This is a genomic window from Shinella sp. WSJ-2, from assembly GCF_003432075.1.
In the GTDB taxonomy this organism is placed as follows: domain Bacteria; phylum Pseudomonadota; class Alphaproteobacteria; order Rhizobiales; family Rhizobiaceae; genus Shinella.
In genome coordinates this window covers 776,916-798,824 of record NZ_QWBU01000001.1, presented here as the reverse complement: position 1 = coordinate 798,824, position 21,909 = coordinate 776,916, and the positions used below count along the sequence as shown (strand labels likewise).

At 62.8% G+C, this 21,909-nt stretch carries 17 protein-coding genes; 7 read left to right on the top strand and 10 right to left on the bottom strand.

Going from position 1 to position 21,909, the window contains the following annotated elements:
* Nucleotides 1-8: 8 nt before the first annotated feature.
* Nucleotides 9-317: a hypothetical protein gene (locus D0Y60_RS03785; protein ID WP_117366848.1), complete on the bottom strand. Its 309-nt coding sequence runs from the start codon at nucleotides 315-317 to the stop codon at nucleotides 9-11.
* A 389-nt stretch (nucleotides 318-706) separates the two neighbouring features.
* Between D0Y60_RS03785 and D0Y60_RS03780 the strand changes: the two genes are divergently transcribed.
* The 4 genes from D0Y60_RS03780 (at nucleotide 707) to D0Y60_RS03765 (ending at nucleotide 5,127) form a co-directional block, all read left to right on the top strand.
* Nucleotides 707-2,896 (top strand): anthranilate synthase, encoded by a 2,190-nt coding sequence (locus tag D0Y60_RS03780; RefSeq protein WP_117366846.1) that lies wholly within the window; start codon nucleotides 707-709, stop codon nucleotides 2,894-2,896.
* A 131-nt stretch (nucleotides 2,897-3,027) separates the two neighbouring features.
* The gene (locus D0Y60_RS03775) at nucleotides 3,028-3,945 is read left to right on the top strand and encodes a cation diffusion facilitator family transporter (RefSeq protein ID WP_117366844.1); all 918 of its coding nucleotides are present in this window, start codon (nucleotides 3,028-3,030) and stop codon (nucleotides 3,943-3,945) included.
* Nucleotides 3,942-4,406: a preQ(1) synthase gene (gene queF / locus D0Y60_RS03770; protein WP_117366842.1), complete on the top strand. Its 465-nt coding sequence runs from the start codon at nucleotides 3,942-3,944 to the stop codon at nucleotides 4,404-4,406. The genes D0Y60_RS03775 and queF overlap by 4 nt, the downstream gene beginning before the upstream one ends.
* A gap of 142 nt (nucleotides 4,407-4,548) precedes the next feature.
* Entirely contained in the window at nucleotides 4,549-5,127 is a 579-nt protein-coding gene (locus tag D0Y60_RS03765; protein ID WP_117366840.1) for an ATP-dependent Clp protease proteolytic subunit, read from the top strand.
* Nucleotides 5,128-5,180: 53 nt separating this feature from the next.
* On the opposite strand, the gene D0Y60_RS03760 is transcribed toward D0Y60_RS03765, so the two are convergent.
* Nucleotides 5,181-5,375 (bottom strand): hypothetical protein, encoded by a 195-nt coding sequence (locus tag D0Y60_RS03760; RefSeq protein WP_117366839.1) that lies wholly within the window; start codon nucleotides 5,373-5,375, stop codon nucleotides 5,181-5,183.
* A 392-nt stretch (nucleotides 5,376-5,767) separates the two neighbouring features.
* On the opposite strand from D0Y60_RS03760, the gene leuA reads away from it, so the two are divergent.
* Nucleotides 5,768-7,477 carry a 2-isopropylmalate synthase gene (gene leuA / locus D0Y60_RS03755; RefSeq protein WP_117366837.1) on the top strand — a complete coding sequence of 570 codons (1,710 nt, stop codon included), beginning with the start codon at nucleotides 5,768-5,770 and terminating at the stop codon, nucleotides 7,475-7,477.
* Nucleotides 7,478-7,548: 71 nt separating this feature from the next.
* On the opposite strand, the gene D0Y60_RS03750 is transcribed toward leuA, so the two are convergent.
* The 5 genes from D0Y60_RS03750 to D0Y60_RS03730 form a co-directional block, all read right to left on the bottom strand.
* The gene (locus tag D0Y60_RS03750) at nucleotides 7,549-8,115 is read right to left on the bottom strand and encodes a hypothetical protein (RefSeq protein WP_117366835.1); all 567 of its coding nucleotides are present in this window, start codon (nucleotides 8,113-8,115) and stop codon (nucleotides 7,549-7,551) included.
* A 196-nt stretch (nucleotides 8,116-8,311) separates the two neighbouring features.
* Complete coding sequence (locus D0Y60_RS03745; protein WP_117366833.1) at nucleotides 8,312-9,160, bottom strand: anti-sigma factor; 849 nt, start codon at nucleotides 9,158-9,160, stop codon at nucleotides 8,312-8,314.
* 2 nt (nucleotides 9,161-9,162) lie between these two features.
* Nucleotides 9,163-9,681 (bottom strand): RNA polymerase sigma factor, encoded by a 519-nt coding sequence (locus tag D0Y60_RS03740; RefSeq protein ID WP_117366831.1) that lies wholly within the window; start codon nucleotides 9,679-9,681, stop codon nucleotides 9,163-9,165.
* Nucleotides 9,682-9,874: 193 nt separating this feature from the next.
* A complete protein-coding gene (locus tag D0Y60_RS03735) occupies nucleotides 9,875-10,504 on the bottom strand; it encodes a tetratricopeptide repeat protein (protein WP_117367090.1) in 630 nt (209 codons plus the stop codon).
* Nucleotides 10,505-10,626: 122 nt separating this feature from the next.
* Nucleotides 10,627-11,529 (bottom strand): metallophosphoesterase, encoded by a 903-nt coding sequence (locus tag D0Y60_RS03730; protein WP_117366829.1) that lies wholly within the window; start codon nucleotides 11,527-11,529, stop codon nucleotides 10,627-10,629.
* A 215-nt stretch (nucleotides 11,530-11,744) separates the two neighbouring features.
* Here D0Y60_RS03730 and D0Y60_RS03725 point away from each other — a divergent pair, with 215 nt between their 5' ends.
* Nucleotides 11,745-12,146 carry an NUDIX domain-containing protein gene (locus D0Y60_RS03725; protein WP_245409087.1) on the top strand — a complete coding sequence of 134 codons (402 nt, stop codon included), beginning with the start codon at nucleotides 11,745-11,747 and terminating at the stop codon, nucleotides 12,144-12,146.
* Between the two features lie 3 nt (nucleotides 12,147-12,149).
* Here D0Y60_RS03725 and D0Y60_RS03720 read toward each other — a convergent pair whose 3' ends face one another.
* A complete protein-coding gene (locus D0Y60_RS03720) occupies nucleotides 12,150-13,136 on the bottom strand; it encodes a glutathione S-transferase family protein (RefSeq protein WP_117366825.1) in 987 nt (328 codons plus the stop codon).
* Between the two features lie 282 nt (nucleotides 13,137-13,418).
* Between D0Y60_RS03720 and D0Y60_RS03715 the strand changes: the two genes are divergently transcribed.
* On the top strand, nucleotides 13,419-13,928 hold the full coding sequence (locus tag D0Y60_RS03715) for an N-acetyltransferase (protein WP_117366823.1): 510 nt from the start codon (nucleotides 13,419-13,421) through the stop codon (nucleotides 13,926-13,928).
* Nucleotides 13,929-13,956: 28 nt separating this feature from the next.
* On the opposite strand, the gene D0Y60_RS03710 is transcribed toward D0Y60_RS03715, so the two are convergent.
* Entirely contained in the window at nucleotides 13,957-14,493 is a 537-nt protein-coding gene (locus D0Y60_RS03710) for a glyoxalase superfamily protein (RefSeq protein WP_117367088.1), read from the bottom strand.
* 573 nt (nucleotides 14,494-15,066) lie between these two features.
* The gene (locus D0Y60_RS03705) at nucleotides 15,067-21,828 is read right to left on the bottom strand and encodes a hypothetical protein (RefSeq protein WP_117366821.1); all 6,762 of its coding nucleotides are present in this window, start codon (nucleotides 21,826-21,828) and stop codon (nucleotides 15,067-15,069) included.
* Nucleotides 21,829-21,909 lie beyond the last annotated feature (81 nt).

The following is a 21,909-nucleotide window of genomic DNA, read 5'->3' as shown; positions in this document are numbered from 1 at the left end:
CCGGCGTGCTAGATGCCGGCGCCGTGCGCGATTTCCATCGCTAGATCGCAGCGCGAAGCACAGTCATCGACGATTGTGCGAACTTTCTCGATCAGGTGGATATTGTCCCCCGCATCGTTGTCGCCGATGAGATCGAGGAAGAAGCCAGCCATGGTGCGCGCCTCCTCTACGGTTTGCGGTTCGTGCTGGTAGATGGCGTCGAAGACATGCGCGATCTGACCGTCGAGCTCCTTGAACTCGGGAGTTTCGTAGTCTTCCAATGTGCCCGCGAGCCGGCGCTGCATCTCGCGGAACGCTTCGACCATAACATCGACCATAGGGTATTTGCCTTGATTCTAATGTTCCAGGCCGCGGGCATTAGCACATGCTCACGCAATGAGCAAATCTCCTGACATGGCGAATTTCGCGAGCTTGACAATTTGTTGCGTGTTGATCTCGCGGGGAGCAGGATTGATAAAGATGGAAGCGCTTTGGCCGCAATTTCCAGCAAGGCAGCCCATTCCTGTAATGGCTCTTGCACGGCGTCGCACTTCACGCTAACACTTCGGCCCATGGAAAAGATGATCAACATCGCTGGTTGGTGGTGGGCTCGCTGAGGCGGCCTTGACCAGTCATGCGTGATTGAGACGACAAGCCGCCCGGAAGTTTCGAGGCGGCTTTTTTGTTTTCAGCCGCCTTGAAACCGGGCCTGAAACGGAGTTGGGGAATGGCGACGAGAATTCTGGAAGACGGCGGCGAAGCCTATGAAACCAAGGGCGGCGTGACCGTCACCCGCCGCCGTCGCGCGGCGGATTACGCAAATGCAATCTCCACCTATGTCGACAAGCTCGACGAACGGCGCGGTGCCGTCTTCTCCTCGAACTACGAATATCCAGGCCGCTACACGCGCTGGGACACCGCCGTCGTCGATCCGCCGCTCGCCATCTCCTCCTTCGGCCGCGCCGTCTGGATCGAGGCCTACAATGGTCGCGGCGAGGTGCTGCTGGCCTTCATCGCCGAGCGCTTGGCCAATGTGCCGGAGCTGAAGCTCGGCGCGCGCACCTCCACCCGCCTCGATCTCGACGTGAAGCTGCCCGACCGGGTCTTCACCGAAGAAGAGCGCTCCAAGATGCCGACCGTCTTCACTGTGCTGCGCGCCGTGACGGATCTCTTTCATTCCGATCAGGATGCCAGCCTCGGCCTCTACGGCGCCTTCGGATACGACCTCGCCTTCCAGTTCGACGCCATCGACCTGAAGCTGAAGCGGCCGGATGACCAGCGCGACATGGTGCTCTTCCTGCCGGATGAAATCCTCGTCGTCGACCACTATGCCGCAAAGGCCTGGATCGACCGCTACGACTTCGCCAAGGACGGTCTTTCGACCGAAGGCAGGGGTGAAACGATCGCCTCCGAGCCGTTCAAGACCGTTGATGTCATCCCGCCGCATGGCGATCATCGTCCCGGCGAATATGCCGAGTTGGTCGTCAAGGCGAAGGAAAGTTTCCGGCGCGGCGATCTCTTCGAGGTGGTGCCGGGTCAGAAGTTCTTCGAGCGCTGCGAAAGCAAGCCGTCGGAAATCTCGCGCCGCCTCAAGGCGATCAACCCGTCGCCCTATTCGTTCTTCATCAATCTCGGCAACCAGGAATATCTCGTCGGCGCCTCGCCGGAAATGTTCGTGCGCGTGTCGGGCCGCCGCATCGAGACCTGCCCGATCTCGGGCACGATCAAGCGCGGCGACGACCCGATCGCCGACTCGGAGCAGATCCTCAAGCTCCTGAATTCGAAGAAGGACGAATCCGAGCTCACCATGTGCTCGGACGTCGACCGCAACGACAAGAGCCGCGTCTGCGAGCCCGGTTCGGTCAAGGTTATCGGTCGTCGGCAGATCGAGATGTATTCGCGCCTCATCCACACGGTCGACCATATCGAAGGCCGTCTTCGCGACGATATGGATGCCTTCGACGGCTTCCTGTCGCATGCCTGGGCCGTCACCGTCACCGGCGCGCCGAAGCTCTGGGCGATGCGCTTCATCGAGGCGCATGAGAAAAGCCCGCGCGCATGGTATGGTGGTGCGATCGGCATGGTCGGGTTCAATGGCGACATGAACACCGGCCTGACGCTGCGCACCATCCGCATCAAGGACGGCATTGCCGAGGTGCGCGCCGGCGCGACCCTGCTTTACGATTCCAATCCTGACGAAGAAGAAGCCGAAACCGAACTGAAGGCCTCCGCCATGATCGCAGCCATCCGCGACGCCAAGTCAGGCAATTCCGCAAAGAGCCAGCGCGACGTCGCGTCGGTCGGCGCCGGCGTCAAGATCCTGCTCGTCGATCACGAGGACAGTTTTGTCCACACGCTCGCCAATTACTTCCGCCAGACCGGTGCCGACGTGACGACGGTGCGCACGCCCGTGCCGGAAGAAATCTTCGACCGGATCAAGCCCGACCTCGTCGTTCTCTCGCCCGGCCCCGGCAGCCCGAAGGATTTCGACTGCAAGGCGACGATCAAGAAGGCGCGCGCCCGCAGCCTGCCGATCTTCGGCGTCTGCCTCGGTCTGCAGGCGCTGGCGGAGGCCTATGGCGGCGATCTGCGCCAGCTCGCAATCCCCATGCATGGCAAGCCTTCGCGCATCCGCGTGTTGGAGCCGGGCATCGTCTTCTCCGGCCTCGGCAAGGAAGTGACGGTCGGCCGCTACCACTCGATTTTCGCCGATCCCTCGACCCTGCCGCGTGATTTCATCATCACGGCGGAGAGCGAGGACGGCACGATCATGGGCATCGAACATGCCAGCGAGCCGGTGGCCGCGGTGCAGTTCCATCCCGAATCCATCATGACGCTCGGCCAGGATGCCGGCATGCGCATGATCGAGAACGTGGTGGCGCACCTCTCCAAAAAAGCCAAGGTAAAAGCCGCCTGAGGCTTTGACAAAGCGGCCAAACTGGCCGATAGGGAGTTCAAGAGAAAACCGCGTGCACGTCCCCGTGCGCGCGGTTTTGCGTTGATGGGCCAGGCTTTTTGCAACTCGTTTGCATGCGCATGGAGAGCTTTATGGAAAAGACGGATAGCAGCACGGTCAAGCGGCTGGCGCTTTGGGGCATTCCCCTGTCCCTGGGCGTGATGGGGCTGAAGCTCGTCGCCTGGTGGGTGACGGGCTCGGTGGCGCTTCTGTCGGACGGCCTGGAATCGACCGTCAATGTAGTCGCGGCCATCGTCGCCTTCGCCGCGATCAGCTATGCGGCCAAGCCCGCCGACACGACCCATCCCTTCGGCCACCACAAGGCGGAATATCTTTCGGCGGTTTTGGAGGGCGTGCTGATCGCCGTGGCGGCGCTGCTCATCGTGAAGGAGGCCCTGCCGGCCGTCTTCGCGCCGACGACCATGGAAGCGCCGGTGCTAGGCCTTGCAATCAACTTCCTGGCAGCCGCCATTAATGCGCTCTGGGCCTATGTGCTGATCCGCGCCGGTCGCCGCTATCGCTCACCGGCGCTATCAGCGGACGGGCAGCACATCCTCTCCGACGTCGTGACCTCGGCGGGCGTGCTCGTCGGCCTCGTGCTGGCCATCCTGACGGGCTATGCGGTGCTCGACCCCTTGCTGGCCGTGCTCGTTGCGCTCAACATTCTCTATCAGGGCTGGAAGGTCATTACCCATTCGGTCGATGGTTTGATGGATCACGCGGTGGAGTCGGGCGAGGCGGAGGCCATCAAGGCTGCTATCGCCACCCATGGCGCGGGCTCGCTTGGCGTGCATGACCTGAAGACCCGGCGGGCGGGATCGGCCACCTTCGTCGATTTCCACCTCGTGGTGCCGGCGGCGATGCCAGTCGGGCAGGCCCACGAGATCTGCGACCGCCTCGAGGCGGCGATCGTCGCGGTGCAGCCCGGTGCGCAGATCGCCATCCATGTCGAGCCGGAAACCGAAAAGGCGCATGGCATCAAGGTCAAGATCGAAAGGATCCCACGATGAGCAAGACGGACGTTTCAGGCCTTTCCCAGCTCGGGCAGAAGGTCGATCTTCCCGCAAACCCCGATACGGCGGTGCTGGAGCGGGTGCCGAGCAGCCACGCGGGCACGGATTTCGTCGTGCGCTTCACCGCACCCGAATTCACCTCGCTTTGCCCGATGACCGGCCAGCCGGATTTCGCGCATATCGTCATCGATTACATTCCGAACGGCTGGCTGGTCGAATCGAAATCGCTGAAGCTCTATCTGCACTCGTTCCGCAACCACGGCGCCTTCCACGAGGATTGCACCATCGATATCGCCAAGCGGCTCGTCGACCTCCTGGAGCCGAAATGGCTGCGCATCGGCGCCTACTGGTATCCGCGCGGCGGTATCCCGATCGATGTGTTCTGGCAGACGGGAGCGGCACCCGAAGGCGCGTGGATCCCCGAACAGGGCGTGCAGCCCTATCGCGGCCGCGGCTGACCGGTGCCATTTACTGTGTTTTCCGGTCGTGCCGGCAGGCTCTATCGCCCTCTATCGGTTTTGTTGCATTGTCTTGGCCAGTGAGTCGCATTATCTGACACAGCGACCAAGACTATTCTGACGACAAATCCGGAGACTTTGGATGAGCGACGAGGACGACAAGAAGACGGAACTGCCCCTGGGCAAGGAAACGGAGGCGAACCTTTTCAAGTCGCGTTCGATCTTCATCTATGGGCCGATCAACCAGGAACTGGCGCAGAAGGTCTGCTCGCAGCTCGTGGCGCTTGCCGCCGCCAGCGACGAAGACATCCGCATCTACGTCAATTCGCCGGGCGGTCATGTCGAATCGGGCGATTCGATCCATGACATGATCAAGTTCATCAAGCCGAAGGTCTGGATGATCGGTACGGGCTGGGTCGCCTCCGCCGGCGCGCTGATCTATGTCGCCGCACCGAAGGAACAGCGCCTTTGCCTGCCCAACACCCGCTTCCTGCTGCATCAACCGTCGGGCGGCACCCGCGGCATGGCATCGGATATCGAGATCCAGGCCCGTGAAATCATCAAGATGAACGAGCGCCTGAACAAGATATTCGCCGACGCCACCGGCCAGCCGATCGAAAAGATCGCCAAGGATACGGACCGCGACTACTGGCTCTCGGCCGAGGAAGCCAAGGGCTACGGCCTCGTTTCGCGCATCGTGACCTCGCAGGCCGATATCTGAGCGACCGCGCTTTCGCTGAATTGAGAACCCTCCGCCTCAGGGCGGAGGGTTTTTTATTGCTTGCGGCGCGAGAACGGATCGCGTGGATCGTTGTTGCCGATCGAGCGCTCGTAAAGGCACTGGGTCTTGTAGTCGCTGACGGCGCCGTAGAGGCGGGTGCAGTAGGCATTGTCCTCGATCGTCTGGGGCGAGGGCGGCGTCATGCATCCGGCAAGGAATGCGAGGGGGATAAGGGAAAGATACTTCATCATTGTCCGCCTAAGCTGCGTGCTTCGATTGTTCGCGTCAATTGTGTCTTTTAATGAACGGCGCGGCAGGTATCAAAGTTTCAGGCGGCGGGCGCTTGCGCTTTCATTATCCCGCCGGTATAGACGGCCTATGTTGAAGACCAGCGCACAGATCATCGAACGTGTTTCCCGCGGCAGCACTGCTGTTCGTGAGCGTTCGCGCGGCTTCTCCTCGCTTCTTCTTCTCGGCCTTACGCGCGGTTGCCGGGTTCGTTGAGGAGCGCCCGGCGGCCGACAAAGCCCGCCCGGCAATAGCTCCTCGTTTCACCCCCAGTGTATGAATTCCGGTGCATTCGCGCTCTTTAGGCGCTATGACGCTTTCGCGAATGCCGGGATGACGAAGAGACGAAGCAATGATTTTGAAGACCCATTCTCCCAAGCAGGGCATGCCTGAAGCCGCAAGCAAGTATCAGCCCTATCCCACGATCAACATTCCCGACCGCACCTGGCCGGGCAAGGTGATCGACAAGGCGCCGATCTGGTGTTCGGTCGACCTGCGCGACGGCAATCAGTCGCTGATCAACCCGATGGGCCACGACCGCAAGGCCCGTATGTTCCAGCTGTTGCTGGACATGGGTTTCAAGGAAATCGAGATCGGTTTCCCCTCTGCCTCGCAGACCGATTTCGATTTCGCCCGCTGGTGCGTCGAGCAGGGCAATGTGCCCGAGGACGTGTCCTTGCAAGTCCTGGTTCAGTGCCGCCCGGAGCTGATCACCCGCACCTTCGAGGCGCTGGAAGGCGCGCATAACCCGATCATCCACTTCTACAATTCGACAAGCGAATTGCAGCGCCGCGTGGTCTTCGGCAAGGATGTCCATGGCATCAAGCAGATCGCCACCGACGCCGCCAAGATGATCACCGACATGGCTGCCAAGGCCGGCGGTGGCTATCGCTTCGAATATTCGCCGGAGAGCTTTACCGGTACCGAGTTGGAAGTGGCGCTGGAAATCTGCAACGCGGTCGTCGAGATCGTGAAGCCGACGGCGGACAACAAGCTGATCCTGAACCTACCCTCGACCGTCGAGATGGCGACGCCCAACATTTATGCCGACCAGATCGAATGGATGTGCCGCAACATCGACAACCGCGAGAACGTCATCATCTCGCTGCACCCGCACAACGACCGCGGCACCGGTATCGCCGCCACCGAACTGGGGCTGATGGCCGGTGCGGACCGTGTCGAAGGTACGCTGTTCGGCAATGGCGAGCGCACCGGCAATGTCGACGTCGTTACGCTGGCCCTGAACATGTACACGCAGGGCGTCGATCCCAAGCTGGATTGCTCGGATATCGAGCGCATCAAGTCGGTCTATGAATATTCCAACGAGATGGCCATTCCCGAGCGCCACCCCTATGTCGGCGAGCTGGTCTATACCGCCTTCTCGGGCTCGCACCAGGACGCCATCAACAAGGGCATGAAGGCCATCAAGAAGGCCAACAAGCCCTTGTGGGAAGTGCCCTATCTGCCGATCGACCCGCAGGATGTCGGCCGCTCCTACGAGGCGATCATCCGCATCAATTCGCAGTCCGGCAAGGGCGGCATCGCCTATATCCTGCAGGAAGACTACGGCATCAACCTGCCGCGCAACCTGCAGGTCGAGTTCCGCGACGAGATCCAGCGCATCACGGACGAAGAGGGCGTCGAGCTGCCGGCCAAGCGCATCCATGAGAGCTTCATGGAGCGTTACGTCAAGCAGCCGGGCACGCGCCTGCGCTTCGTCGACCACCACACCTATCCGGATGAAAGCGGCCAGAAGGGCTCGCGCATCGTCGCCGCAGAGGTGACCGACGGGGGCGAGACGAAGCGCATCGAGGGCAAGGGCACCGGGCCTATCGACGGTTTCATCAATGCGCTGTCGATCTATCTCGGCATTCCGATGTCCGTCGCCGACTATTCCGAGCATTCGCTCCAGCAGGGCTCGAATGCGGCGGCCATCGCCTATGTCGAGGTGGTGCATCCCGGCGGCAAGCTGTTCGGTGTCGGCATCAACACCAACATCGTGACGGCCTCGCTCGAAGCCATCGTCTCGGCCGCCAACCGCGTGCTCGCAACGCGCGGCTGATTGTTTGGCCTTTCAAAACAAAAGCCCGGCAGCGTTTGCTTCCGGGCTGTTCTTTTGGGCTTGCGGAAGCCCTATCCGGCAAACAATGCCGTCGCGGTGAGCACATAAAGCACTGCCACACCCACGACGATCGTCACCACACGCTTGCTCTTTGCGAAGGCGGCCGTAAGAAGGAGTGCGTAGTAGATCGCATTGAGCGTGGTCCATAGCGCGAAGGTCGGGAGTGGCCATGGTGTCGTTACGGCAGAGATCGCCGGCGGTATCTGGGTCATCAGATTGCTGCCGAGCACGCAGAACACGACGATGCGGCGATGCTCCATGATGTGGTTGTCGAGCGTGTCCTTTTCGGTCGCCTTCGGGAAAACCTGGGTGGCGGCGAAATAGTAGAGCAGGGCGACCACCGCGACCGCATAGGCGATCATGTAATTAACTTCGGCCATGTCGCGATAGGCCCAGGCATTCATCCAGAAGGTGATGAGATCGACCAGAAGCAGCAGGCCGAAGAGCGGCGCGACAATGCCAATCTTGCGTTGCCGACGCTCGTCATAGGCGCGCGAGAAGCCGGAGGCGACCTCGACGACGGCAAGGCCCAGCAGCAGGCCGTAAAAGGCGAACATGAAACCGAAGGCTTCGCTCATTCCATTCTCCCCAATATCAAACCCTCATGGACGATCACTGCGGCGCCCACAAGTGGCCGCCGTGTACGGATGCGGCGCACGACTTGGCCAAAGTTGGGGTGTAATCGCAGGGAAGATCGCGGCGCCGACCGAAAACGCTGAAGGCGCATAGGCGCGGCGGAGGCGTAACGCTAACGACTTGGGGTGCGTCGGTTGGTCAGATGTTTGTGGAAACCGCTTCGGCGATACGCTCGAGATTGGGATCCGCCGACGGGCCGACCACGACGTAGGAAGCCTTGCCCTGCTGCCAGGAGACGAGACCGATATCGTTGCGCATGCTTTCAGCCAGCGTCGTCTTGCCTTCAACCGGGTCGCTTTGCAGGAAACAGATGGCGAAGATCTCGTTTTCGGCATCGCGGTAGAGCAGCTGGGCGGTCGGCTTGCCGCCGGCGACGAGCAACCGCGCGCCTTCGAACTTCAGGTTCTGGCCGGAAAGGTCAGGCAGCTTAAACGGCACGCCGGTGCTGGCCGAAAGCCATTCCACGATGTGGTCTTGGTCGCTTGCGGGCACTTCAACGAGATGGCGTGTCTGGCGCGCATAAATGCGGTGGTAATCCGCGATATCGTCCAGCCAGGTACGGGGCGCGGCGGCAATCTGTAGCGGTGCGTCGGTGTCTTGCTGCTCGGAGATCAGATAGCCGGCAACGCCGCCCGCCATGAAAATCGCAAGCGACGCGGCAAGCGCCTGCGGCCAGAACGCGCTGCGGCGCGGGGCAGGCGTGGCGGCGACCGGAATAGCGGCAATGCCGAGCTTCGGCGCGTCGTCGTCGCTGCTGCGGGCTTCCTTGATGTTGCGTACGAGATCAAGCGGGATCGGCTCCTGCAACATGCGCTCGAAGGCGCGCGCGCCGAATTCGCTGCCGAGCTTCAGCTTTTCGAAAACCGCGCGCGCATCGTCGTCCTGAGCGAGGATTTCGTCGATTTCGCTCATTTCCGCTTTTGGCAGTTGCCCATCGAGATAGGCCGATAGCCGCACTTCGATCGGAAGACCCTGTGTGCTTTCCACGCTCAGGCCCTCCTTTCAGTCTGCTCGGAGATCATGGCCGCCAGTCGGATACGGGCTGCCGAAAGCCGGCTCATCACTGTGCCTATCGGAATGCCGAGAATGTCGGCGGCGTCGCGATAGCTATGGCCTTCCACATTCACCAGGAGAAAGACGCTGGAAAGGCCTTCGGGCATGGTCATGATCAACTTGTGCAACTGTTTGGCATAGACCGCTTTGTCGGCCGACGCCTCGATGTGAAGAGTATCCTGCTCGGCTACATCTACCGTGCCTGACCCTGTGCGGACCTTTCGCTTGCGGATCTCGTCCACCCACAGATTGCGTGTCATGGCATAAACCCAGCTTTCCAGCCGGCCTTCCCCGTTCCAGAGATGAGCCCGCGTGATGGCTCTTTCGCAAGCCTCCTGCACGAGATCGTCCGCATCGCTGCTGTTGCGCGTCAGCGTCATGGCAAAACGACGCAACTTCGGCAGCAGATTGACCAATTCTCGCCGGAACTCATTCGATTCTGCCGTCGGACGCATTGCTTTTCCAAGGAAACGTTCGGGATCAAAACTCTATTCGCTCCATAAGCTGAAGCGACCGCCTGATATGAAACATTCTTCCTAGGGTCTGCAAGCATGAACGGCGTTCCGGAGCGCAGTTTCCCGCGTTCCTCAACGATTGATCTGGATGTGATGGGCGCCGTCCCGTTTTCGGACGGCGCCTGACGGCAGGTCAGTAAGTGATCCGCTCGCCGCCGAGCGATTGGAGGAGGGCGCGGTAGGCCCAGGTATTTTCGCCGCCACGGTCGCGAATTTCGGCGAGCTGGACGCGGGCCCCCTCGATGTCGCCCTGTTCAATCAGTGCCTGGCCCATATAAGAGCGGGCGAGGATGTAGTTCTCGTCCTTCTGCAGTGCACGTTTGTAGTAGGTCATGCCGAGCTCGATGTTGCCGAGCTTGCGGGTGTTGTAGCCCATATAGTTGAGGATGCGCGGGTCGTCCTGGTCATAGGCGGCGCGCAGCGCCCGCAGCGCGTTCTCATGCTGGCCAGCATAGGCGAACTCGCGGGCGGCGGCATAGAGCTTGTCGTCGATCTCGCGCTCGGTCTTCTTCTGCTCTTCGGTCTTGGCCTTGTCGTCTGCCGGCGTCGTGCCTTCGGCCGGCTTGGTCTCGGCCGGTTTCATGTCCTCGGGCGCGACGCATTCCTTCTTTTCCTCGTTCCAGATCTTGCCGTCGGTGCAGGTCGTCGTCGTTTCCGTGGCGACCGGCGGCGTGGTGGTGTCGGAATCGGCGGCACGTGCAGCCGAAAGCGCCGTAAACGAGACGGCGGCGCAGAATGAAAGCAGCATGGTGTGGCGGAGCATGATCATGGGTTCCCTCTCGATCGGAATCTGCCGGACGCGGGCCGTCTTGAACGGTCTGCGTTCGGCAGACCGCTCTGAGAAGGAGGTACGGACGGGCGAGAGGATTTATTCGCGGGAAAGCGTCAGAAACGCGTGGTTTCCGCTAGCGTCAACGCAAGGCCATCCGCCGTCAGCGCGTAGCGTTCGCGCATGAGGTTCCAGTTTCCGGGCGCGCCTGCGATCGTGAAGAGATTGTAGCCCGCCGGAGGCTTGTGGCCGCCCGGTCCCTGCGAGGCCGAGGCGATGCCAACCACCGGCACCTGCTTCGTCTGGCCGGGTAGCCAGTGCACGGTGTTGAGGTGGGTATGGCCATGCAGCACGAGTTCCGCGCCGCCGGTGGAAATCGTCGCGGCGAAGCGGCGGATGCCGATCATGCGCTTGTGGAACGCGGTGGCGCCCCGGATTGGCGGATGGTGGATCATCACGACCCTGAAGAGCCCTGCCTCGCCGGCCGCCCGCAGAAGATTGACCGTCTCGCGCGCCTGTCGGCTGCCGAAGTAGCCGGAGGCCGAGAAGGGCGGGGTGGCGACGGCCGTCGAGCAGCCGATGATGGCGACTTGTCCGCGAATGCGCAGATAGGGGAAGACATGCCTGTCCTCTTCCCATTCGGCCGGCGCCGCATCGCCGCGCATATAAGGATACCAGGCCCGCGTCGTCTTCTCGTAGGCGCCGCGAACATAGGCGTCGTGATTGCCCGGCACGACCGAGACATGTTCCGGCGTCCCGGCTTCCGGTAGCCATTTCTTGACCGCAGAGATTTCAAGCGATGTGGCGAGGTTCACCAGATCGCCGGTGATGGCCAGATGGTCCGGATCGCGCCGCTCGATATCATCGAGCACGATGTCCAGTGTGTTGGTAAAGAGATGCCGTCGGCGATTGCGGTGCCAGTTGACGAAACCGGTGATCCGCTTGGAGAAAAGCTCGAGAAAGGTGAGGGCGGGCAGCGGACCGAGATGAACGTCCGATATGTGGGCAAGTCTAAACATACCCCCCTCCTTAGAGCATAAGTTCGCCCAGGGAAACGCGAAGCGCGTGGATATTCCCGAAGCTTCGGCCAGCAAGGCTTGATTTGCCCGAAAGGTTCCGGCGAAGTGCCGGAATGGAACAGGACAGGCCAGAACCCGCTTCACCGCCGACCCGCAGCCTTGCGGTGCGCGCCGTGACGCGCCTGGCGCATCTTTATTTTTCGCTGACCCGCGGCATGACGATGGGGGTGCGCGCGGCCTGTTTCGATGAGGCGGGCCGGGTCTTCCTCGTGCGCCACAGCTATGTACCCGGCTGGCATCTGCCGGGCGGTGGCATCGAGCGGGGTGAGACGGCGCTCGAGGCTGTCGCCAAGGAAATCCGCGAGGAAGGCAATCTCGTGCTGCAAGCGCCGCCGCAGCTTTTACATGTTTATTTCAACAGGCAGACGAGCAAGCGCGATCACGTCCTGCTCTATCGCTGCGATAGCGTCACGCAGACTGCGCCGCGCCTTAAGGATCGCGAAATCGTCGAGGCCGGCTTCTTCGCGCTCGACGCGCTGCCGGCGGCAACCACGGCAGCGACCCGCCGGCGGCTGGAGGAAATCGCCGGGCGGGCCGTCTTCGCGGATTTCTGGTAGGACTTAGGCCGCCTTCAGCGTATCGCGGCCATGCGGCGTTGTGAGATGGATATCCGGGCCGACGGGAACGATCCCGGTCGGATTGATCATCGTGTGGCTGCGGTAATAGTGCTCCTTGATGTGGCGCATGTTCACCGTCTCGGCGATGCCCTCCACCTGATAGAGCTCGCGCAGATAGCCATAGAGGTTCGGATAGTCGGCGATCCGGCGGATGTTGCACTTGAAGTGGCCGACATAGACGGGATCGAAGCGCACCAGCGTGGTGAAGAGCCGCCAGTCGGCTTCGGTGATGCGGTCGCCGGTGAGGTAGCGCTTCGTCGAAAGCCGGTCTTCGAGGCTGTCCAGCATCTCGAAGAGTTTGGTGACGCTGCCTTCATAGGCCTCCTGCGTCGTCGCAAAGCCGGCCTTGTAGACGCCGTTGTTGACGGTGTCGTAGATCCTGTCGTTCAGCGCATCGATCTCGGCGCGCAGGATGTCCGGGTAATAGTCGTCGCGCGAGCCGGTGAGGCCGTCGAAGGCCGAGTTGAACATGCGGATGATCTCGGCAGATTCGTTGGAGACCATGCGGTTCAGTTTCTTGTCCCACAGGACCGGCACGGTCACGCGGCCGGAATAGTGCGGGTCAGCCTTGAGATAGACCTCATAGAGCGCCGAGGCGTTGAACAGCGGATCGAGCGTGCCGCCGTTCTCGCCCTTGAATTCCCAGCCCTTGGACAGCATCAGGGGATCGACCACCGAGACGGTGATCAGGTCTTCCAGCTTCTTCAATTTGCGAAAGATCAGCGTGCGGTGTGCCCAGGGACAAGCGAGCGACACATAGAGGTGGTAGCGGCCGGCCTCGGCTGCAAAACCGCCTTCGCCAGTCGGGCCAGGCGCGCCATCCGGCGTGATCCAGTTGCGGAACTGCGAGACGGAACGCTTGAAATGACCCTTCGTCGCCTTGGTATCGTACCAGACGTCATGCCAGACGCCGTCAACGAGCATGCCCATGATGATCTCCTTTGTGGCCGGTCGCGGCCTGAACTTGGGTTCATAGATAGCGCATGGGCATGTGCTGGATAGGTGCTTTTTAGTGAACGGTGCGTTTTGCTCTTTGACAGAAGGAAAATTTCTGCTATCCGCGCAGATCAGCACCGGCGCTCAAGCCGGCGAGGAAGACGATCGCATGTTCTACACGGGAAACCCACGACGACGCTGATGCTCCTGCTGCGCCCCCTTCGGCGGCGGCGCGATAACCCGCATCCCTAGCTTCGTATCCGGTTTCCTGACACCATGAACATGCTCAAGCACGACATCGTCTACCTGACGGAAGATGCCTCCCACGACGCGGCCATCGAACATATCAACGAAGAAGCCTTCGGTCCCGGCCGGCATGTGCGTGCCGCAGCCCGCATCCGCGAGCAGGGGCCGCACGATCTGTCGCTCTCCTTCGTCTGCACGGACGACGGCGAGACGATCGCTTCCGTCCGCATGACGCCGGTTCTGGCCGGCGGCGTGAAGGCGCATCTCCTCGGTCCGCTCGCGGTCCGGCCCTCGCACAAGAACCGGGGCATCGGCCGCGAATTGTTGCACATCGCCTGCGCCGCCGCCAAGCGGAAGGGGTCCGAGGCCGTCGTGCTCGTCGGCGATCCGCCCTATTACGGCCCGCTCGGTTTCGAAAAGGTCGCCTGGAATGCGCTGGCTTTCCCTGGCCCGGTCGATCCCGCCCGCGTGCTCGTCATGCCTTTTGCGGACGACACGCATGAGCGGCTGAAGGGCGTCATCGCCTGGCGGGCGGAGTGACGAGGGGCAAACCCCTCGTCGTTGCTTCCTAGTCCTTGTGCTCCATGAAGCGGATGCGGTTCTGGAAGGGATCGGTGACGGTCACCTCCAGCCGCGTGCCCTCGTCTTCGAGGCCGGGCTTCATATAGCGGTAGTCCTTGGCGATCAGTTCCTTCTGGAAGGCGCGGATGCCCTTCATGTAGACGACCATGTTGCCGCCCGGCGTCGCATCGCCCGCATGTTCCGATAGATGCAGCCGCAGACCGCCGCGCGAAACCTGCGTGTAGAGCGGGAAATTGTCGCCGTACCGGTGTTCCCAGTCGGTCGTGAAGCCGAGAAAGCCGAGATAGAATTCCTGCGCTTTCGGCACGTCGAAGATGCGTACAATCGGCACGGCCTGTTCGAACTCTACGACGTCGGATTTCGGTTTTGCCTCGATCTTTGCCGACAGGATGTTCCAGGTATCGACGCCGAACTGGCGGGCGACGATTTCCAGCGCTTCGCTGTGGCTGATCTCGGTGTTGCGGGCTGCAAGGGTTTCGCGCAGGGCTTTTGCCATGGCTTTGGCATCGCGATAATCGCGCATGTCCGTTCCTTTCGTTCCGGCGAAGTCTTCGTCAGTGCCCGCATTGCCGACGCCTTCGCCCACGATGAACGGTGGAGAAAGGTTTTTTTGGAGGCGTTCGCCATGCCTTGAAAGGCGCGGGTCTGCCGGCCGCCTCCGGCCGTGGCGGAACCATAGCCAGGGAAGGATGCTTTGAAAAGTCGCTTCCGTCATTCATCGAAAGGGTAGTGCGTGCTATGCTCAGACAATTGCAGGAGGATCGGATGCGCAGGAACAGAGCCCTTTTCACCGTTGTCGCCGTGATGATGGCAGGCGCTTTCGGCATGGCGGGTTGCACGACAGCTCCGTCTCGGGAGGCCGGTACGCAGTATTCCAGTTCCGAAGCGCAGCTGCGCGCGCATCAACGCAAGCAGCAGCTCCGCGCGGAACAGGGCGGTTACAAACGGCTTTATCGACCCAGCGATTGCCGGTCTGCGATCAGCAGCAAATGTAGTGGCTTTCCGACCTACAATCCGTCCTGACCAGACACGCCCATCAACGAAAAGGCCGCCCTCAAATGTTTGGGGCGGCCTTTTCGATTCGAATCCAAAAGCTTCAGGTCGAGAGGTAGGACGAGATGATCGAGGCGATCTCATCGTTGCCCGATCCGGACGAGGTTCCCGTATCCGACGAGGTGTCCGTGAACGAGAAGCTCTGCACCGAAGCACCGCCCGAGCCGGCCTGCGACAGGGCACTGATCTGCGCCGAGGTCATGCTCGCCAACTGGCCGGGCGTGAAGGCGTTGGCCTGATCGGAGGTCAGGCCGGCGAGCGTGGCCGTGCTGAGGCCGGAGATTGCGTTGGAGCTCAGCGCCAGGATGTGATCGACCGAGAAGTGGCCGAAGTCATCTGCGCCCAGCGCGGCCGCCTGTGTTGCCGTCAGTGCGCCGACCTGATCGGCCGAGAGCGCGCCGATCTGCGTGGCGCTCAGTGCCGCCATCTGGCTATAGCTCAATGCGGCAAGCTGGGTCTTGCTGAGCGCAGCGACGTTCTCGGTGGAGAGCGAGCCCATGGCGGCAGAGGAGAGGCCTTTGAGAGCGGCGGGGCTGATCGCGGCGAGTTCGTCGGCCGAGATCGTCTGCATCTGAGCGGTTGTCAGGCCGGCGAGGCCGGATACGCTGAGCGCCCCGATCTGCGCAACCGAGAAGGCTTCCAGCTGTGTGACGCTGAGCGCGCCGATTTGGGCGCTGGTCAGGCCTGAGATCGCGCCGGTGCTGAGGGCCTCGATTTCGGCGTCCGACAGGGTCGCAAGGTAGCTGGCCGGCAGGCCGCGGATGGCGGTGGAGCCGATGGCCGAGAGCTTGGCCAGCGAGAGCGTGTCGAGTGCCTGCGTCGAGAGGCCGGCCAGTGCGCCTGAGCTCAGCGATGCGACCTGTGTCGAAGAGAGCGCTTCGGCCTGCTCCTGTGTCAGGGCTGCGGCCTGTAAGCCTGTGAGACCTGCGATACCGTTGGCGCTGAAGGCGGCGATCTGTGCTGCCGTCAGGGCGGCGATGTCATCCACACCGAGTGTGCCGATCTGGCGGGAGCCGAGGGCGGCGAGCTGCGCCGTGGAAAGCCCGGCGATCTGGCTCGTGCTGAGCGCATCGATCTGGCTCGTCGACAGGCCGGCGAAACCGGCCGGGCTGAGGGCCGCGATCTGTTCGGCGCTGAAGCCCGAAAGGATCGAGGCGGGCAGGCCCGACATGGCGATCGAGCTGATGGCGCTCATGTCGGCAGTCGAGAAGGTGCGCAGTTGGTCGGCGGTGAAGGCCGAAAGCTGGCGGGCGGTGAGCGCGCCGACCTGCGCGCTGGTCAGCGCCTCGACCTGATCGTTGCTGAGGGCTGCGATCTGGTCGCTGGCAAGGCCGGAAATGCCGGATGGGCTCATTGCCGCGATCTGGCTCTCGGTCAGAGCATGGAGTGCAGCGGTCGAGAGGCCGGCGACGGCGCGCGAGCTGATCGCGGCCATGTCGTCGTTGGAAAACAGCACAAGGTCATCCGTGCTGAGCGCGCCGATCTGCGTGGAGCTGAGTACGGCGACCTGCGTGCTGGTCAGCGCCTCGGCCTGGTCGGGCGCGAGGGCCGCCACCTGGCTGGTCGAAAGGGCCGCAACACCGGCGGTGCCGAGCGCGGCGATCTGTGCTGGCGAAAGCAGCGCGATATCGTCCGTGCCGAGACCGCCGACCTGGGTGGAGCCGAACGCGGCAAGCTGGGTCGTCGTCAAGGCTTCGAGCTGTATCGAGCTCAAGGCGTTGACCTGCGTGCTCGTCAAGCCGGAACCGTTGATCTGGGCAATCTGCGCCGTCGTCAGGACGGCGATCATCGCCGTCGAGAGGCCGGCCACCGCACTGGAGCTGATCGCGCCGATTTCGCGGGCGGTGAAGGTCTCGATCGTGTCTGTGTGGAAGGCGGCGATCTGCGTCGATTTGAACGCTGCGATCTGCGTGCTGCTCAGCGCCTCCGCCTGTTCGGTGGAGAGCACGGCGATGTGTGCGGTCGTCAGGCCGGCAATGCCGCCCGTGCTGAGCGCTGCGATCTGCGCCGCCGAGAGGGCTGCGATGTCCTCCGTGGCGAGACCCGCGACCTGCTTGGAACCGAAGCCAGCGATCTGCGCCGTGGTCAGTGCCGCAACCTGCGCACTGCTGAGGGCCGCGATCTGCTCGCTCGTCATGCCGGAAAGCCCGGCCGGGCCAAGTGCGGCAATCTGGCTCGTCGTCAGCGAGGCGAGCATGCCGGTCGACAGGCCGGACATCGCGCTGGAGCTGATGGCGGCCATGTCGGCAGTCGAGAAGGTGTCGAGATCGTCCATGCCGAGGGCGGCGATCTGACGCGACGTCAGCGCACTGACCTGCGTGCTGGTCAGGGCTTCGGCCTGCGCCGTCGTCATGGCTGCGATCTGCGCCGTCGACAGGCCGGCGACTGCGGCCGTCGAAAGCGCTGCGATCTGCGCCGTCGAAAGGGCCGCGATATATTCGGTGCCGAGCGAAGCGATCTGGCGGGCACCGAGGGCACGCACCTGCGCGGGCGTCATGGCATCGAGCTGATCGCTGGTGAGCGCTGCGATCTGCCGCGGCAGCAGGCTGCCGATGGCCATGGAGTTGAGCGCGGCGATCTGGCCGGTGGAGAGGCCGGCGATAGCGCTCGTGGAAAGGCCTGTGACGGAATCCGAGCCGATGACAGACATTTCGCGCGTCGAGAAGGTGGCGATCGCATCCGAGGAGAGTGCGGCCAGCTGGGTGGAGGAGAGGGCGGCAATCTGCGTGCTGCTCAGGGCTTCCGCCTGCGCGGTACCAAGGGCGGCCATCTGGCGGGCCGTTAGCCCGCTGATGCTTGCGGTGCCAAGGAAGCCGATCTGCGTGGTCGAAAGGGCTGCGAGCGTTGCCGTCGACATGCCGGCAATGGCATCCGACGTGATGGATGCCAGGTCCTTCGATGAGAAGGTGGCGATGTCATCGGCACCGAAGGCTGCCAGCTGTGTGGAGCCGAGTGCTGCGACCTGCGTGCTCGTCAGGGCTTCAGCCTGCGCGGTCGAAAGAGCCGCGATCTGTGCGGTCGTCATGGCGGCGATGGCCGCCGTGCTGAAGGCTGCAATCTGGGCGGTCGACAGTGAGGCGATCTTCGCCGCCGACAGGCCGCCGATGGCGCCTGCCGTGATCGCGGCGATGTCCTTGGTCGAGAAGGTGGCGATGTCGTCGGAGCCGAGTTCGCTGATCTGCTCGGAGGTGATGACGTGGATCTGCGCTTCGGTTAGTGCCTCTGCCTGGCTGGTGCTGAGCGTGGCGAGCTGCTGCGAGGTCAAGCCCGGAATGCTTGCCGCATTGAGGCCTGCGATCTGGCCGGTGGTGAGGATGGCCACGTTCTGCGTCGTCATCGCGCCGAGCTGGGCGGAAGTCAACGCGCTCATCTGGCGGCTGGAGAGCGCGCCGACCTGGTCGGTGCTGAGAGCTTCGATCTGGTCGCTGGTGAGGCCCGGAATGCCGGTGACGCCAAGAGCAGCGATCTGGGCGGTGCTGAAGGCGGTAACTTCGGCAGGGCTGAAGGCTGCGATCTGGAGGGCGGTTAGCGCGCTGATCTGCGCGGTCGAGAGGGCTGCGATCTGATCTGCGGTCAGGCCATCGACCTGACTGGTGGTCAGACCGGGAATGGCCGTCGAGTTGAGGCTTGCAATCTGCGCGGTGGAGAGCGCGGCCAGGTTTTCGCCGAGTGCTCCGATCTGGGCGGCGGTCATTGCTTTGAGCTGGGTCGTGGAGAGCTGCCCGACCTGGGTCGAGCTCAAGGCATCGATCTGCGCGGTGGTCAGGCCGGAAATCGCGATGCTGCTGATGGCCGCGATCTGAGCGGAGCTGAGGCCGGCAATGGTCCCTGGCGTGAAGCCGGCAAGCGCACGGTTGGCGATCGCTGCGATCTGGGTGGTAGAGAGGGCCTGAATATCCTGTGACTCAAGCGCTGCCACCTGCGTGGAGGTGAGCGCGCCGATCTGCGATGTGGTGAAGGCGGCGATCTGGGCGGTGGTCAAAGCCTCGATCTGTGCGGCCGTCATGGAGGCGAGCGCGTTGCGGCTGAGAGCCGCGGCCTGCGCGGTCGACAGGCCGGTTATCGCCTCCTCGCTCAGCCCGACGGCACCCTTGGTGATGGCGGCGATATCGGCGGTGGAGAAGGTCGCGATCTCCTGCGACGTGAACTCGGCGAGTTGGTCCGAGGTGAGGACGCGCACCTGCGCGGAGGTCAGCGCCTCGGCTTGCGCGGTGTCGAGCTCGGCGATCTGCGCCGTGGTGAGGCTGGCGATGACGGCGGTGCTGAGCGCCGCGATCTGGGCCGTGGTCAGCGATCCCAGGAATTCCGGGGCCACTGCTGCCAATTGCGCGGTTGTAAGGCCGACGATCTGGGCAGTCGTTAGGACGGCAATCTGAGCGGTCGAAAGTGCGGCGAGGGCGCCGGTCGGAAGACCGGGTACGGCCTTGCTGTGGATCGCTGCGAGGTCTTCGGTCGAGAAGGTTGCGATATTGTCGTTGCCGAGCGCGTAAAGCTGGCTCGATGAAAGGGCACGCACCTGCGCCGAGGTGAGGGCTTCGGCCTGAGCCGTGGTCATCACGCCGAGCTGCTTGGCGGTAAGGCTTGCGATGGTGCCGGTGCTGAGGGCCGCGATCTGGTCCGTGGAAAGGTTGGCGATGGCATCGGTGCCGAGCGCGGATATGGCCTTGCTGTTGATCGCAGCAATATGGGCTGACGTGAGGGACTCGAAGCCTTCCGGATCCAGCGCACGAAGCTGCGTCACACCGAGGGCGGCGACCTGCAGCGTCGAAAGTGCGCCGATCTGCTCGGTGCTGAGTGCGCCGACCTGTGCACCCGTCAGGCTGGAGAAGGCGGCGGCGCTGAGAGCGGCGATCTGGTCGGTCGACAGCGCGGCGATCGCGTCGGTGGTGAGCCCGGCAACAGACTTGTTGGCAAGGGCTGCGATGTCGGCTGTCGAGAAGGTCTCGAGTGCTTCCGCGCTGAAACCTGCCAATTGTGTCGCGCTTAGCTGGCGAAGTTGCGCCGGCGTCAGCGCCTCGGCTTGATCGGCATCGAGCGCGCCGAGCTGCCAGGGTTTGAGTGCGGCGATCTGGCTGGGTGCCATCGCGGCGATCTGTGCCGTGCTGAGGGAGGCGAGTGCATCGGTGCCTAGGCCGAGCAGGGCTGCCGGCTGCAGTGCGGCGATCTTCGTGCTGGTGAAGGCCTCGAACGTGTAGGAGTCGATCGCGCCGAGCTGGGTGGCCGTCAGCGCGCGGATCTGCACGACGGTCAGGGCTTCGGCCTGTTCGGCAGAGAGCGTGTTGATCTGGGCCGTCGTCAGGCTCGAAATGGTCTTGGCACTCAGCGCCGCGACCTGGTCGGAGGACAATCCCGATATGGCGGCCGTGTTGAGGCCGACGATCGCCGCAGCCGAAAAGGCGGCGATGTCCATGGCCGAGAAGGCTTCGATCGTATCAGCATCGAGCGCGGAGAGCTGCGTGGACGTGAATGCCTTTGTCTGGACCGGCGTGAAGGCTTCCAGCTGATCCATATCGAGGGCGGTGATCTGTGCCGAGGTCAGGCCGGCGATCCCCGTCGCGCTGATGGCCGTGATCTGGGCCGTGCTGAATTCAGCGATGCCGGCCGTCCCGAGTGCTGCGATCTGCCAGGCGGCCAGCGCGTTGATCTGCGCGGTCGTCAGCGATGCGATCTGATCGTCGGACAGCGCTGAAATGGCGACAGTACCAAGACCCTTCAATGCCTTGGCAGTGATGGCGGAAATGCTCTCTTCCGAAAGTGCCGCAATGTCCTCGGCAGACAGGCCGGCGAGCTGCGCGGAGCTCAGGGCGCGTATCTGCGCCGATGTCAGATTGCCGACCTGGTCGGCGGTCAGAGCGCTGACTTGCGCGACGGTCAGACCGGTGATGATGCTTGCGGTGAGGCCCGCCATCTGTTCGCTGGAAAGGGCGGCGATCGCACCGGTGCTGATGCCGGACAGCGCGCCGACGGAAATTGCTGCAATGTCGGCCGAGGAAAAGGTAAGGATGCCATCGGAGCCTATGGCGGCCAGCTGTGCGGCGGTCAGCATCTTGGTCTGGCGGGGAGTCAATGCCTCGAGCAGGTCGGCGTCGAGTGCGCGAATCTGCGCTGTGCTAAGGCCGGTGATGGCGGTGCTTGTAAGGGCTGGAATCTGCGTCGAGGTGAAGGCGGCGACGGCTGCGGTCGAAAGTGCCGCGATCTGCGCCGGCTTGAGCTGGGCGACCTGCGCGGTGGAGAGGGCGGCGACCTGCTCGGGCGTAAGCGCACTCATCTGGGCGTTCGAGAAACCGGCAAGCGCTTGTGCGTTCAAATTGCCGATCTGTTCGTCCGAAAGCAGCGCAATGGCCGCCGTGCTGAGACCCTGCACGGCCTTATAGTTGATCGCGGCCATGTCCTCGGCGGAGAAGGTGGCGATTTCCTCCGGCGTAAAGACTGAGAGCTGGGCGGCGCTCAGCATCCGCACCTGTGCCGAGGTCAGGGCCTCGGCCTGATCTTCCGTCAAGGCCTTCACCTGCGTGGTGCTCAAGGCGGCGATCTGGTTTGGGGTAAGGCTGCTGATCGCCCGGTCGAGGGCACCGAGCTGTTCCAGCGTCAGGCCGATGATGGCGGTCTGCGAGATGGCGCTCAGTTGGCGCGAGCCGAGAACTTCGATGTCTTCCGCTTCAAGGGCCGCAATCTGTTTGGAGGAGAATGCGTTGAGCTGTGAGGTCGTCAACGAGGCGACGTCCTCGGTCGACCAGCTCTGGATGGCGGCTGTCGAAAGCGCCTTGATCTGGGTGATGCTCAAGGAGGAAACGATCGACGTCATAGGCAAAATCCTGAGAAAATGAGACGAAAGAACAGACGAAATTCACTATCGGTCAGTCTATGCGTTACAGGGGTGAGCTTG